12 protein-coding genes are annotated in these 14,535 nt (G+C 71.5%); 3 read left to right on the forward strand and 9 right to left on the reverse strand.

Features of this window, described 5'->3' with window-relative positions:
* Positions 1–6: 6 nt before the first annotated feature.
* Positions 7–1,026 carry a non-homologous end-joining DNA ligase gene (gene ligD / locus AAEP80_RS10065; RefSeq protein ID WP_420364309.1) on the forward strand — a complete coding sequence of 340 codons (1,020 nt, stop codon included), beginning with the start codon at positions 7–9 and terminating at the stop codon, positions 1,024–1,026.
* Here the strand turns inward: ligD and AAEP80_RS10070 are convergent.
* The 3 genes from AAEP80_RS10070 to AAEP80_RS10080 form a co-directional block, all read right to left on the reverse strand.
* Complete coding sequence (locus AAEP80_RS10070; RefSeq protein WP_413602252.1) at positions 1,023–1,157, reverse strand: hypothetical protein; 135 nt, start codon at positions 1,155–1,157, stop codon at positions 1,023–1,025. The genes ligD and AAEP80_RS10070 overlap by 4 nt on opposite strands.
* Positions 1,154–1,315 carry a hypothetical protein gene (locus tag AAEP80_RS10075; RefSeq protein ID WP_413602251.1) on the reverse strand — a complete coding sequence of 54 codons (162 nt, stop codon included), beginning with the start codon at positions 1,313–1,315 and terminating at the stop codon, positions 1,154–1,156. Before AAEP80_RS10075 ends, AAEP80_RS10070 begins: the two co-directional genes overlap by 4 nt.
* 119 nt (positions 1,316–1,434) lie before the next feature.
* Positions 1,435–2,478 carry an ATP-dependent DNA ligase gene (locus AAEP80_RS10080; protein WP_420364310.1) on the reverse strand — a complete coding sequence of 348 codons (1,044 nt, stop codon included), beginning with the start codon at positions 2,476–2,478 and terminating at the stop codon, positions 1,435–1,437.
* 173 nt (positions 2,479–2,651) lie between these two features.
* Between AAEP80_RS10080 and AAEP80_RS10085 the strand changes: the two genes are divergently transcribed.
* On the forward strand, positions 2,652–3,698 hold the full coding sequence (locus AAEP80_RS10085) for an MBL fold metallo-hydrolase (RefSeq protein ID WP_420364311.1): 1,047 nt from the start codon (positions 2,652–2,654) through the stop codon (positions 3,696–3,698).
* Between the two features lie 57 nt (positions 3,699–3,755).
* Here the strand turns inward: AAEP80_RS10085 and AAEP80_RS10090 are convergent, their stop codons facing one another.
* The 6 genes from AAEP80_RS10090 to AAEP80_RS10115 form a co-directional block, all read right to left on the reverse strand.
* Positions 3,756–4,400, reverse strand: a complete 645-nt coding sequence (locus tag AAEP80_RS10090; RefSeq protein WP_413602248.1) for an FMN-dependent NADH-azoreductase — start codon at positions 4,398–4,400, stop codon at positions 3,756–3,758.
* A 40-nt stretch (positions 4,401–4,440) separates the two neighbouring features.
* Entirely contained in the window at positions 4,441–4,797 is a 357-nt protein-coding gene (locus AAEP80_RS10095) for a VOC family protein (protein WP_420364312.1), read from the reverse strand.
* 268 nt (positions 4,798–5,065) lie between these two features.
* Complete coding sequence (locus tag AAEP80_RS10100; RefSeq protein WP_420364313.1) at positions 5,066–6,604, reverse strand: hypothetical protein; 1,539 nt, start codon at positions 6,602–6,604, stop codon at positions 5,066–5,068.
* A gap of 219 nt (positions 6,605–6,823) precedes the next feature.
* Positions 6,824–8,266, reverse strand: coding sequence for an LPXTG cell wall anchor domain-containing protein (locus AAEP80_RS10105; protein WP_420364314.1), 1,443 nt, complete (start codon positions 8,264–8,266; stop codon positions 6,824–6,826).
* A gap of 48 nt (positions 8,267–8,314) precedes the next feature.
* Positions 8,315–9,904: a hypothetical protein gene (locus tag AAEP80_RS10110; RefSeq protein WP_420364315.1), complete on the reverse strand. Its 1,590-nt coding sequence runs from the start codon at positions 9,902–9,904 to the stop codon at positions 8,315–8,317.
* A gap of 166 nt (positions 9,905–10,070) precedes the next feature.
* The gene (locus tag AAEP80_RS10115) at positions 10,071–10,973 is read right to left on the reverse strand and encodes a LysR substrate-binding domain-containing protein (protein WP_420364316.1); all 903 of its coding nucleotides are present in this window, start codon (positions 10,971–10,973) and stop codon (positions 10,071–10,073) included.
* A gap of 82 nt (positions 10,974–11,055) precedes the next feature.
* Here AAEP80_RS10115 and AAEP80_RS10120 point away from each other — a divergent pair, with 82 nt between their 5' ends.
* Positions 11,056–14,523 (forward strand): proline dehydrogenase family protein, encoded by a 3,468-nt coding sequence (locus AAEP80_RS10120; protein WP_420364317.1) that lies wholly within the window; start codon positions 11,056–11,058, stop codon positions 14,521–14,523.
* Positions 14,524–14,535: the final 12 nt, after the last annotated feature.

Genomic DNA, 14,535 nt, shown 5'->3' on the forward strand with positions numbered 1-14,535 from the left:
CGCTGCATGGCGAGCGAAGCGACGACGCTGACCGTTCCGGGGCCCGACGGCGACCGGGAGGTCCGACTGACGAGCCCGTCGCGTGTGCTCTGGCCGGACGCCGGCGTCACGAAGCTCGACCTCGCGAACTACCTCGTCACCGTGGGAGACGCGTTCGTCCGGGCGAACGGGGACCGCCCGGTGTCGCTGCAGCGGTTCCCCGGTGGTGTCGACGGCGAGCAGTTCTTCTCGAAGAACCCGCCGAAGGGAGCGCCCGACTACGTCCGCTCCGTGACGGTGACGTACCCGAGCGGTCGGCAGCACCCGCAGCTCGTGCTCGACGAACCGGCCGTGGCGGTGTGGGCAGCACAGATGAACACCGTCGTGTTCCACCCATGGGCGTCCAGGGCCTCGGACAGCGACCACCCGGACCAGCTCCGGATCGACCTCGACCCGCAACCCGGTACCGACTTCCACGACACCGTCCCCGTCGCCGAGGAGCTGCGGAAGGTCCTCGACGAGGTCGGGCTCACCGCGTGGATCAAGACGAGCGGGAACCGCGGGCTGCATGTCTTCGCGCCGATCGTCCCCGAGTACGAGTTCCTGGACGTCCGGCATGCCGTGATCGCCGCGGCACGCGAACTCGAACGGCGGATGCCCGACCGGGTGACGACGGCGTGGTGGAAGGAGGAACGGGGGAGCCGGGTGTTCGTCGACTTCAACCAGGCGAACCGTGACCGCACGATGGCGGGTGCCTACAGTCCTCGGGCCTTGGGGCACGCCTCGGTCTCGGCACCGATCACGTGGGACGAGCTCCCGGATGCGGACCCGACGGCGTTCACGGTGCTGACCATGCCCGACCGGCTGCGGGGAACAGGGGACCCGTGGGAGACGATGGGCACGGAGTCGGCGTCGATCGCGCCACTGCTGACGTGGTGGGAGCGGGACCTGGAGAACGGTCTCGGTGAGCTGCCCTTCCCGCCCGACTTCCCGAAGATGCCCGGCGAGCCCCCGCGCGTCCAGCCGTCCCGGGCGAAGAAGCCCTAGAGCGCGGAGTCGTCCGGGAGCAGGTCCTCGACGCGGGTCGTGTGCATCGGCAGCTCGATCGTGGCGGAGTGCAAGCGCGCGAGCTTGGACCAGGTGGGGCGGTGTGCCTCGCTGATGCCGTCGACGATCATGCGCCGAGGCCGATCGTGACGAGTGCGAGCGCCGTGGCGGTGACGCCGGCGATGCCGCTGATGACTGCGCTGAGCTGCAGCATGCGCTGGTGACGTGCTTCGCGGACCTCGCTCAGCGGGCTGCGCTGCGTGTGTCGGACGAGAGTTGCGTTGCTCATGTCGGTCCGCTCCGATCCGTGGTGGCACCCTTGGTCGGCTGCCGTGATCCGATCATTCCACGAAGTTACTAGTTTGGCTAACTAGTTCGGAGATCGGACATCACGAAGCGGCAACACCGTCAGGACAGCACGTCACGCAGGTCGTAGGCAGCGGGGACCTCGAGTTGCTCGAAGCCGCACGACCGGGCATCGCGGTCCGGCCGCCAGCGCTCGAACTGCACCGTGTGCCGGAACCGCGCGCCCTCCATCTGGTCGTACCGGACCTCCAGGACGCGCTCCGGCGACAGGCGGACGAAGGACGTGTCGCGACCCGACGAGAACCGCGACTTCTCCCCGTCACCGGTCACGGGCCTCCCGTCCGCGTCGCGGAGGACCACCGGGTCGAGCTCCTCGACCAGCGCGAGTCGGCGCTTGTCGGAGAAGGCGGACACGCCGCCGACCTGCCGGAGCTCGCCGTCCTCCCCGTACAACCCGACCAACAGCGAGCCGACCCCGCTGCCGCTCTTGTGCACGCGGTACCCGATCGCGACGACGTCCGCCGTCCGGTGGTGCTTGACCTTGAACATCGATCGTTTGCCGGGCTCGTAGGGCCGAGCCCGGGGCTTCGCGACGACTCCGTCGAGCCCGGCACCCTCGAACGTCGTCAGCCACTCGCGCGCCAGGTCCACGTCGAGGGTGGTCCGCGTCACGAACAGCGGGTCGGCGAGTTCGTCGGCCAGGGCCTCCAGCCGGGTACGCCGCTCGTCGAACGGCAGGTCCACGAGCTCCTCGCCGTCCGCAGCCAGCAGGTCGAAGGCCACGAACTGCGCAGGGGTCTCCGCACTGAGCTTCCGGATGCGGGACTCCGCCGGGTGGATGCGTTGGGACAGTGCTTCCCAGTCGAGCCGTTCGTGTCCGGGTTCGCCGGCGCGCAGCACGACCTCGCCGTCGAGGACCACCGGGTGGTCACGCCCGCCGAACTGGGTGCGGAACGCCTCGACCAGCTCGGGGAAGTACCGGGTGAGTGGTTTCGCGCCACGACTGCCGATCTCGACGTCGTCGCCGTCGATCGTCACGATGCCCCGGAACCCGTCCCACTTCGGTTCGTACCGGAGGCCACCCGTCACACGGTCGGGTTCCGGTACCTCGGGGACGGCCTTGGCGAGCATCGGTGCGATCTCCATGGGTCATGTGTACGCGCTTCGTCCCGGGTGGCCCCGGGCCCGGGCCGGGCCTGACACTCGGCCTGCGCGACGGTTCTCGGGCCGATTGGCCCGCGAATTGTCGCCTGCCCCGAGTCTCGGGCCCGGCCGGGCGAGTCTCGGGGCGGAGGCAGCGGCTCGGTAGGGTGGGCGCCGTGACGAGCAGTCCCGTTCCGCCCGCATCGCCGTCCCCGACGCCGATCAGTCCCGTGCAGGCCCGGGCGCTCGCCGACGGGGTGCTGCCCCCGGTCGAGGAGGTCCGCCCCGGCGTGTGGACGCTCGCCGTCCCGTTCCGGTTCGGCGTGCCCGACGCCACGCTCGTCTACGTCGTCGAGGCCACGGACGGCTCCCTGACGCTCATCGACCCCGGGTGGAGCGACGACGGCGCGCTCGACGTCCTGGACGCCGGGCTCCGGTCGATCGGCCGGTCGGTGCGGGACGTCGGACTGGTCGCCGTGACACACCTGCACGCTGACCACCTCGGCGCCGCGACCGCCGTCCGACGGATGTCCGGGGCGCCCATCGCGATGCACGCAGCCGAGGTCCGGGCGCTCGACCACGAGCGCGACGACGCAGCAGCGCACGAGACCGAGATCGCGACGTGGGGCGTGCCGCACGAGCTGCGCGACGGACTCACCGCAGCGTGGGGAGCGGGTCGGCACATCGGGCTCGGCGCGATCGAGCCGCCGTACGCCGACGTCCTGCTCGACGACGGGGACCTGCTGCCGATCGCCGGGCGGACGATCCGGTCGCTCTGGACGCCGGGCCACACCGCAGGGCACCTCTGCTTCCTCGACGAAGCCGACGGGCTGCTCTTCACGGGCGACCACGTGCTGCCGCGGATCAACTCCGGCATCGGGCTCGGCGGCCGCACCGACTCGAACCCGCTCGGGGACTACCTGGCGTCGTTGGCGAAGCTCGACCCGTACGCGGACCTCGAGGTGTGCCCGGGGCACGAGTACCGGTTCCGCGACGTGGTGTCCCGCGCCCGCACCCTCGCTCGGCACCGGGAGGAACGGAGTCGCCACGTCGCCGAGGCGCTCGACACGCTGGACGCCCCGACACTGTTCGAGGTCGCGTCGCGCGTGCCGTTCAGTGGCGGCATCGAGTCGATGACGGGGTTCCTGCTCGCGAGCGCGCTGACGCAGACGGCGTTCCACGCCGACCTGCTCGGGCGGGGTGACGAGATCCGCCCCACCTGAACGCACTCGCCGCCGCCGGCCCCGGCCGCCGGGCCCGCTCCGGCCAGACGACGGTGGTCAGACGACCGTGGTCGCGAGGCGCTCCAGCGTCGTCTTGGCGTCGTGGAACTCGGCGGCCGCGTGGTCGGCCAGCGGTGCGAGCGCCGGGAGCCGGTCCGCGAGCGTGGCGCTCACCGTGATCGGGTACTGACGCATCCCCAGGGCGGTCCCGAGGATGAGCTCCAGCACGGGCGATCCGTGGTCCCAGTGCTCCGTCGGGGTCCCGGCGTCGTAGGTCGCCCCGCGGCTGACGATCGTCACGACGGGCTTGCCGGCGAGCGGCTGTGCGTCCCCGTCGAACGCGGGTGCGAGGACTCCCGGCACGTGGATGCGGTCGATCCAGGCCTTGAGCGACGACGGCACCGTGTAGTTGTAGAGCGGCGATCCGACCACGACGGCGTCGGCGTCGAGCAGCTCGTCGATGATCTCCTGGCGGAGCGCTTCGGCCTCGGGCGCGACGGACTCCTCGGCGGTGCGGTCGGCGGCGGCCCAGTGCAGTGCCGAGCTCTCCAGGTGCGGGAGCGGTGCCGTGTGCAGGTCCCGGTGCACCACGGTGTACTCCGGACCCCGAGCGCGCCACGCGTCGGCGAACGCAGCGGTCAGCGCACGGGAACGGGAGTGGGAGAGGTCGGCGGACGAGTCGATCTGGAGCAGCGTGGGCATGCCCCAACGCTATCGACGTCCGCCGTCCTCCGGCGGGCGATCAGGCAGTCGGCGGTGCGTAGAACTGCAGGTCGTTGCCCTCCGAGTCCTTGAACGGGGCGATACGACCCCACTCGTGGTCCGAGATGCCGCCCGTGAAGTCGACGCCCGCGTCGCTCAGCCGCTCGACCTCGGCGTCGATGGTGCCGTCCGGCTGGAAGGTGATCACCGCGCCGCCGTCGACGGAGCCGGAGGCGTCCTCGCGGCCGTTCAGCCCGATCATCAGGCCGTTCGCGTCGATCTCCGACCAGTCGTCGTCCTGGCTCGTCACGGTGAGACCGAGGGCGTCCCGGTAGAAGGCCACCGCCCGGTCCATGTCGGTCACCGGTACCCACACTGCTGCGACTCCGTTTGCCATGTGCACTCCTCGGGTCATGGGTGGGCCGAGGCCCGCCCGCTCGGGGCCTCCCGCATCCGCGGCGACCCGATTCGAGTGTGCGCTGCCGCACCGGTGTGCCCTCACGGCTCCGGCGCCGGCCGCGGCCACGGGACGGACGGGAGGCTCCTGCCGGACTCCGGCAGGAGCCTCCCGTCCGGACCGTGGAACGCGACAGCGCCGGTCGGCCTGGACGGTCGACCGGCGCTGTGTGGATCAGTGCCAGGTGCGGATCAGCGCTGGATGCGGATCAGCGCTGGGTGCGGCGACGCAGCGCGCGCAGGCCGACCAGGCCGGCACCGGCGGCGAGCATCGCGAGCGCCCACGGCAGGGCGCCGGTGGCGTCCGAGCCGGTGTAGGCGAGCTGGCCCTTGGCCGTCGTCGGCGTGACCGCTGCGACCGGGGCCGTCACCACGGTGGGGTTCACCGTGACGGGGAAGGAGACGGAGAGCCCGTCCTCGGCGACCGTCAGCACATGGGTGGACGCGTGCGGGAAGGTGACCTTGGTCGAGAACGAGTCGTCGTCCCAGGCGATCTGGTCGTCCGCGTGGTCGCTCGTCACGGTCGCCATCGGGAAGTTGCCGTCGTCGTCGAACTCGACCGTGCTGTTGCCGAACTCGTCCACGGGGGAGCCGTCAACCCACAGCGAGCCGCCCTGCTGCACGGTCGGCTGTCCACCGTCGACGATCGTCGGCTCGGCGTCCAGGTCGGCCGGGAAGGAGATCGTGGTGATCGCCCCGTTCGGCTCGATGATCCACGAGTTGGTCGGGTGGACGCCGTCGAACGCGTCCTGGGCCGACGTGTCGGTCGCGGAGGCCATGACGCCCACCGCGGCACCCGGGTCGACGGCGACCTCGACGTACTCCGTCGCGCTCGAGGTGCCGTTCGAGGCGACGACCGTGAAGTCGAAGGTGCTCGCGGCCGTGACCTCGCCGCGCAGTGTCGCGGTCGCAGCGTCGAAGACCGTGTCGTACGGCAGGTAGGACTCGGGCTGGTCGTCGGGGTCGGTCGGGTCCGAGCTGTCCGGGTCAGTGTAGCCGATGGCGTACGCGACGTCGCCGCTGCCCTTCGACACGGCGAAGGTCTCGTCGAGCGTGTCGCCCGCCGTGACCTCGATCCTGCGCGGAGCGTCGGCGGTCGTCTTCGTGTCGTACGCGACGTCCTCGGTGACGACGTCGGTCTCGGAGGTCGCGGTGTTCCCGTTCCCGTCGGTGACCAGGACGGAGATCCGCTTGCCGAGGTCAGCGGTCGTCACCGAGTAGGTCGGCGTGATCTCCGCGACGGTCTGCCCGCCGTCGGTCGACCACGCGTACTGGTAGGTGCCGCTCAGTTCCGGGGCGTCGACGCGGAGGGTGCTGCCGACCTTGGCGTCGCCGACGATCTTCGCGTCGGAGGCCACTGCGGCCTTCGAGGAGAACGCCGCGTCCGTGGAGGTCGACGAGGTGGTCGGGGCCTGCTTGCCTGCCGAGTCGGTTTTGTCCGTCGTGGTCGAGGTACCCGGGTCCGTCGACGGCGCGGGGTCGGTCGACACCGGGGTGGTGGGCTCGGTGCCGGGCTCGTCGGCACCGGGCTCGTCGGCGGTGGGCGTCGTCGGCGTCTCCGATGAAGCGGGCGTCGTGTCGGTGTTCGTCTGCGCGTTCGGGTCGGCGGGCGCGGAGACGGCGGGCGTCGAGTCGTCGGCGTACGCGGCGGTTGCGGTGACCATGCCGAGGCCGGTGGTCAGGCCGATGAGTGCGATCGTGGTGCCGACGGCGCAGGCGCGTCGGACACCGGAGGTGCTGCGGTGCACGGGTTCCCCCAGTGTTCGGGTCCGGACGGGTGCCGGATCGTAAGAATCCGCCGAGAATCTCAGGCGTGCTCGGATCGTACTGATAAGCGCGCGCCCGCAGAACACGGCTGTCCGGAATGTGACCCGGGTTGGGGGTGCAGGTCCCGACGCACGGACGAGGCAGGCGCGACCGTGTCGGACGTGCCTGCCTCGCGCCGGTCGCTCAGGTGGCAGTGACGCTCACGCCCGGCGTCGCCGCATGCGTGCGACGACGAGCGCAGCACCCGCGCCGAGCAGTCCGAGCGCCGATGCGAGCGGCCCGCTGGTGTCCGCGCCGGTGTACGCCAGCTGGCCGGAGGGGGTGCGCGTCGTCGTCGACGAGGTCGTCGTGACCGCGGGCAGTGGATCGACCTGGACCGTGAAGGTCTGGGTGAGTGAACCCGATCGGACGGTGATCACGTGTGGGCTCGCGTGCGTGAACCGAAGCGTGACGGTGTCGGTGCTGTCCGTCGGGGTGAAGGTGTCGCCGTCCACGGACGAGGACCAGGTCAGGTCCGGCAGCTCGGCGACGTTGTCGAGTCGGTCGAAGCCGAGCGCGCCCACCTCCAGCGAGCCGTCCTGGCGGACGCGGATCGGCTTGGTCGGGTCGCCGGTCTGGACCTCGGTCGAGTCGATGGAGGTGACGGATCCGTCCGTGTCCACGACCCACGACGGCCAGCCGGTCGACGTGATCTCGCCGCGGACGACGACACGCAACCCGACCGCCGGACCGGACGACACGTCGAGCACGACCTTCGAGATCTCGCTGCCGTTCGGGTGCAGCCCCGTCGAGGTGTGCAACCAGAACTCGGACACACCGAGCGAGGTCGGCGTACCCGACAGCGTGCCGTCAGCGGAGAACGTCACACCGTCCGGCAACACACTGTCGTCCGCCGGGGCATCGGGGCCATCGCTCACGTAGTACTGCAGCCCGTCGCCGTCGAACGCGGCGAGGCTCTGCGAGAACGGCTCGTCGATGGACGCGTGGACGGTCTGGGTGCCCAGGTAGCCCCAACGCATGTCCGGGTTCTCGGCGACCGGCGCGGTCAACTCGCTCGTGACGGTCGTCGGCTCCTGTCCCGGAGCGGTCCCGGTGACCCGGACGCGCAGCCGGTCGAGCTGGCCGAGCGTCGGGCTGATCGTCATGCTCGCGTCGGTGGCGCCGACGACGTCGATCGGCTCGCCATCGGCGAAGGACGACTGCCACTGGTAGGTGAACGTCGTGCCCTCTGGCCAGCCGGCCGTGTCGGCGGTCAGGGTGTGCCAGTCCTCGACGATCCCGCTGACGGTGACCGTGCCCGCGGGTGTGACGTCCGTGCTCGAGACGTCCGTGCTCGAGACGTCCGTGCTCGAGACGTCCGTCGGGGGTGCTGTCGGAGCCGAGGCGGCACCGGACGGTGTCGGACCGGCGTCGGTGGTGCCGCCCGCGTCGGCCGGGGTGACGGCATCGGCCGTGGCGGTCGTCGTGGACGTCGCAGTCCCCGTTTCGGTCGGGGCATCGGCACCGGCGGTCGTCGCGGACGTCGCCGTGGACGTGTCGTCGGCGACGGCCGCTGTGGCGCCGAGTCCGAGCGTCGTCGAGCAGATGCCGACGAGCACGGCGGTGACGACCGTGCAACGGCGGATGGTGGTGGTGCGGAACAAGGAGGCCCCCAATGAGCGTCAGGTGGTGATGAAGGTCGCGACGGGGTGTCAGGCGCGGCGTCGCCGTGCGCGATGCACCAGGAGTGCGCCGCCGGCGGCGAGCAGTCCGAGCGCCCAGGCGATCGGACCGGTCGCATCGGCACCCGTGTACGCGAGCTGGCCCGTACCGGACGCCGGCTTCGTCGCGACCACGGTCGTCGCCGTCGGGGTCACGTCGATGGTGAACGAGATCGACAGGTCGCCGTGGGTGGCGGTGATCACGTGCTCGCTCGCGTGGGCGAACGTCAGGCGGGCCGCTCCGGCGTCCAGGGCCCCGGGGGACAGCGACGTGTCGAACGAGTCCCCGGCGACCGAGGAACTCCACCGCACACCGCCGTCCTCGAAGAGCACCGTGTCGCCGAACGCGTCGGTCCCGGCGACGTCGAGGTTGACCTCCGCGGTCTGGGGGACCCGCAACGGCGTGGCCGGATCGCCGTACCAGTCCTGGGGGTTGCTCGTGTAGCGCGTGGACCCGTCAGGGGCGATCTGCCACAGGTCGTACGGACGGTCGTCGGTGGACGTGTACGCCCACACGCGCATGGAGACCGCCGGGGCGGCCTCGGTCGTGAAGAACACGCGCATCGCGGTCCCGCCGTCCGGGTGCCTCGACGTCGAGACGTGCACCCAGAGCATGGTGTACCCAGCAACGGTCGGTGTCCCGGACAGCGTCCCGTCCGGGCTGAAGGACACCCCCGCCGGCAGGACGCCGGGGGCCGAGGAGCCGCCCGGTTGGTCGTTGACGAAGTACTGCAGGCCGTCTCCCTCGAACGCGGCGAGGCTGACCGAGAACGGTTCGCCCACCCGTGTGGGCACGTCGCGGATGGCCAAGGGGCGGAATCCGGTCGGGTCGTCCGCGATCGGGGCGGTCGCGGCGCTGGTGACGGTCGTCGGGTCCTCGCCGGGTGCGGTGCCCGTCACGCGGACCTGCACCGTGCCGTCCACGTCCTGCGGGTCGACGACGTAGGTGTCGGTGGTCGCCCCCGCGACGTCGGTCGTTCCGTCGCGGTCGGTGAACACCCACTGGTAGGTGAACGTCGTGTCCGCGGGCCAGCCGTCCGTGGACGCCGAGAGCGTGTGGAAGATCGTCGTCGTGCCGGTCACGGCGACGGTGCCGGCCGGCGTGACGGCATCGGTCGTGACGTCGGGACCGCCCTCGGCCGACGTCTCGCCCGTGGGCGCTGCGTCATCTGCTGGCGCTGCGTCGTCCGCGGGCACCGCGTCGTCCGGTGTGGCTGCGTCGTCCGCGGGCGTGTCGGTTCCCGCCGGAGCCGTGTCCCCGGCCGGCTCGTCCGCCGGGACCGGTGCGGTGGTGCCGTCGGTCGGCGCGGGGTCGTCCGTCGCGGTCGCGGTCGGGGCCACCTCGGGCGCCGCCGAGGCTCCCGGAGTCGTGCTCGCGGCGCCCGCGGCGCTCGTCGTGCCCGCGGCGCTCGCGGCGCTCGTCGTGCTCACCGCGCTCGTCGCCGCAGCAGCCTCGGGCTCGGCGGCGGACGCCGTGGTCGCGCCGAGCCCGAGGCCGAACGCCGACGAGCCTGCGACGATCGCGACGGCGGTGCCGACGGCCGCGTACCTGCGAACCCTCGACGTGGAGTGTGTGGTCATCGTTTCCCCCCAGAGGAACGTGTCGTCAGTGGCGGTCCGGAGTGGCCGCTCAGCAGTGAGCGTAGGGTGAGCGGGCGCTCAGGAACCGCCTCGTTCGATCACGATCCGGCAACGGAAAAAGTTCCGCAAACCTTGTCATGATCGGGGATTTTCCGACATGGAGCGCTCAGGAACGCGGGGCGGCTGCTGCCCGTTCGAGGGCGTCGCGGAACGCCGAGACCGCCGGTGACTCGGCACTCGCGATGCGCTGCGCGGTGAAGAGCGTGCGACGTGCCGGATCGGGGAGCTCGAGCAGCCGGCAGCTCGTGGACCGACCGGCCCAGACGAGGTCCGGCATGAGTGCGACGGCGTTCCCGGACTCGATGAGCCGGATCTGGGCCTGCAGGTCGGCGGTCTCGTAGCGGACGTCGGGCTCGAAGCCCGCGCGGCGGCAGGTCTGCTCGGCGAAGTGCCGTGATGCGGCTCCTCGTGGTTCCATGACCCACGGCAGCTCGGCGGCCTCGGCGAGGGACGACACCTGCCAGAGAGCCGTGTCCTCCGGGGGGAGTGCGAGTCGCACGGGGTCGGTCGTCAGGTCGCGGCTGTCGAGCCCGGGGAAGCGCGGAGCAGCGTGCGCCGGGTACTGCTCGGCGACGACCATGTCGAAGTCCCGCGCCCAGGTCTCGCCGAGCGCCGTCTCCGGTTCGCGCTGCACCATCTCGACGCGGACGTCGGGGTGCTCGATCGCCATGGTCCGGAGCGCGCTCGGCATCAGGGCGAGCGCCGCCGACTGGAACACGGCCACCCGGATGCGTCCCTGCACGGTGGTCAGTGTCGACTCGACCGACGCCTGGGCACGCTCCAGGGTGTCGAGGACGTCGCTCGCCGCGGCCACGAGCACCTCCGCCTGCGGGGTGAGCTGCAGCCGCCGTCCCGCCTTGCGCAGGAGCTGGACGCCGGCCTCCCGCTCGAGGACCGCGAGCTGCTGCGACACCGCCGACGGGGTGAAGTTCAGCGCCTCGGCGACGGCCGCGACCGTGCCCCGGATCGAGAGTTCCCGGAGGAGGACGAGACGGCGGACGTCGAGCATGCAGAAAGGATAGGTGAACTGAACGGATCCGATCAGAAAGAGTTGCTTCCGCTACCGAAACGCGGAGCAGCACACTGATGCCATGACCGACGTCCAGCCGCACGCCGACGCTGCGCCCACGACCGACCACGACCTCCTCGCCGACGAGTCCGTCGCGCTCGTCAGACAGTGGCTCGCCGAGGCGGAGACGTACCCGGTCGACGGGTCCGCGAAGCAGCTCGCCGGGGTGCTCGCCGACCCGAAGGGCCTGGCGTTCGCCGTCGGCTTCGTCGACGGCGTCGTCCGTCCGGAGGACCTCGGCGTCGCAGCACGTCGTCTCAAGCAGATCGCGCCGGACGCACCCGGGTTCCTGCCCGGCGCGCTCCGCGGACTGGTGCGCCTCGGTGGCGGACTGGCACCGAGCCTCCCGGGTGTCGTCGTCCCCATCGCCCGACGCGTGCTGCGGAACATGGTCGGCCACCTCATCGTCGACGCGACCGATGCGAAGCTCGGTCCGGCCATCGCGAAGATCAAGCAGGACGGCGTCCGGCTCAACGTGAACCTGCTCGGCGAGGCCGTGCTCGGTGAGCGCGAGGCGTCTCGACGCCTCGACGGCACGCACAAGCTGCTCGCGCGGGACGACGTCGACTACGTGTCGATCAAGGTCTCCTCGACGGTGCACCCGCACTCGCCGTGGGCGTTCGACCACGCGGTGGACGACATCGTCGACAAGCTCCGCCCGTTGTTCTCGCGGGCAGCGGCATCGTCGCCCGCCAAGTTCATCAACCTCGACATGGAGGAGTTCAAGGACCTCGACCTGACGATCGCGGTGTTCACGAAGCTCCTCGACGAACCCGCGTTCCTCGGGCTCGAGGCGGGCATCGTCCTGCAGGCGTACCTCCCCGACGCACTCTCCGCGATGCAGCAGCTGCAGGAGTGGTCCGCCGCTCGTCGCGCCCGTGGCGGTGCCGCGATCAAGGTGCGCCTGGTGAAGGGCGCGAACCTGCCGATGGAGCAGGTCGAGGCCTCGGTGCACGGCTGGCCGCTCGCCACCTGGCACACGAAGCAGGACTCCGACACGAACTACAAGCGGGTGCTCGACTGGGCGCTCACCCTGGACCGGATCGCGAACGTGCGGGTCGGCGTCGCCGGGCACAACCTGTTCGACGTCGCGCACGCCTGGCTGCTCGCCGGGGAGCGCGGTGTCCGCGACGGCATCGAGTTCGAGATGCTGCTCGGGATGGCGCAGGGTCAGGCCGCTGCGGTCCGTCGCACGGTGGGATCCCTGCTGCTGTACACGCCGGTCGTCCACCCCGGTGAGTTCGACGTCGCGATCGCGTACCTGATCCGTCGGCTCGAAGAAGGCGCGTCGCAGGACAACTTCATGTCAGCGGTGTTCTCGCTGCAGTCCTCGCCGACGCTGTTCGAGCGGGAGGAGTCGCGGTTCCGCGCGTCTCTGGCGCCGCTGTCGCTCCCCGGTGGGCTCGCCGCGCCGGAATCGCACCGCGTCGCCGACCGGTACGCCGCCGTCGGCCGCCCGGCGCCCGGCCACTTCGAGAACACGCCGGACAGCGACCCGTCGGTCGCCGCGGTGCGCGAATGGGGTGCGGCGATCACCGCTCGGGTCGCGTCGTCGACGCTGGGCGAGTCGGCCGTCCGGGAGGCTCGGGTCGAGTCGGAGTCGCAACTCACGTCCGCCCTGGAGCGCGTCCGCGCCGCTGGTTCCGTCTGGGGGACCTGGTCCGGTCCGGCGCGTGGCGCGGTGCTCCACGCCGTCGGCGACGCGCTCGAGGCGAACCGCGCTGCCCTCGTCGAGGTGATGGCGTCCGAGACCGGGAAGACCATCGACCAGGCCGACCCCGAGGTCTCGGAGGCGATCGACTTCGCCCACTTCTACGGGGAGCTCGCGGCGTCACTCGACGACGTCGACGGTGCGACGTTCTCGCCGGCTGCGCTGACCCTGGTCACGCCGCCGTGGAACTTCCCCGTGGCGATCCCCGCCGGGTCCACGCTCGCCGCGCTCGCCGCCGGGTCGGCCGTCGTGCTGAAGCCCGCGCCGCCCGCTGCCCGGTGCGCGGCCGTGCTGGCTTCGGTGATCGACACGGCGCTCGACGCGATGGGCGCGCCCGCCGACGTGCTCGCGTTCATGGACGTTCCCGAGTCGTCCTTGGGGGAGTCGCTCGTGTCGTCGCCGCTCGTCGACCGCGTGATCCTGACCGGCGCGTACGAGACGGCGTCGCTGTTCCGGTCGTTCCGGAAGGACCTGCCGCTCCTCGCCGAGACCTCTGGCAAGAACGCGATCATCGTGACGCCGTCGGCGGACCTCGACCTCGCGGTGAAGGACGTCGTGGCGTCGGCGTTCGGGCACGCGGGGCAGAAGTGCTCGGCGGCGTCCCTCGTGGTGCTCGTCGGCTCGGTCGCGAAGTCGCGGCGCTTCCGGTCGCAGCTCCTCGACGCGGTGTCGTCGCTCACGGTCGGCTACCCGACCGACCCGACCTCGCAGATGGGGCCGGTCGTCTCGCCGGCGGAGGGCAAGTTGCTCGAGGGGCTGACCACGCTCGAGCCCGGGCAGCGCTGGGCCGTGCAGCCTCGGCAGCTCGACGAGTCCGGTCGTCTGTGGAGCCCGGGCGTGCGCGCCGGCGTCAAGCGTGGGTCGGCGTTCCACCGCACCGAGTACTTCGGCCCGATCCTCGGCATCATGACCGCGTCGTCGTTGGACGAGGCGATCGACATCGTCAACGAGGTCGACTACGGGCTCACCTCGGGGCTGCACTCGCTCGACCCGTCCGAGATCGGTACGTGGCTGTCGCGCATCGACGCGGGCAACCTCTACGTCAACCGCGGCATCACCGGGGCGATTGTTCGTCGGCAGCCGTTCGGCGGGTGGAAGAAGTCGGCCGTCGGCGCGGGCACCAAGGCCGGCGGCGTGAACTACCTGTTCGGGCTGGGCTCCTGGACGCCGGCTCCGGCCACCGCGGGGGCTCCCGTGTCGGCAGCGGTCGCGGCGTTCGTCCGCGACTCCGGTGTCTCGTCGTCCTCGGTGTCCCGAGCCGTGGCGTCCGACGAGCTCGCGTGGACGTCCCTCTTCGGGACCGCGGTGGACGTGTCCGCGCTGTCGGCGGAGCGGAACGTCGCGCGGTACCTGCCGTACCCGGGCGTGCACGTGCGGGTGGGGTCGTCGTCTGCGTCCGCGTCGTCCTCGTCGGAGGATCTGGTCCGTGTCGTCGCTGCTGCGCTCCGGGCCGGTACGACGATCGACGTCTCCTCGGTGGGCGACGTGCCGGCCGCGATCGCCGCGCTCGACTGTGTGCGGTCGGTCACGTCGTCGGAGTCCGACGCGGCGTTCGGGGCGCGCGTGGCCGCTGGCCCGTCGACCCGGGTGCGGCTCATCGGCGGGTCCGCGTCGTCGCTGTACTCCGCGGTCGATGGGCGCCCCGACATCGCGGTGTACGACTCGCCGGTCACCGAGGCAGGGCGCATCGAGTTGCTGCCCTTCCTCCGCGAGCAGGCGGTGTCGATCACCGCGCACCGTTTCGGTACGCCCAACCACCTGACAGACCGCCTCATCTGAGTCGCCCACGCA

The sequence above is a fragment of the Curtobacterium sp. L3-7 genome (assembly GCF_048756585.1).
GTDB lineage: Bacteria > Actinomycetota > Actinomycetes > Actinomycetales > Microbacteriaceae > Curtobacterium.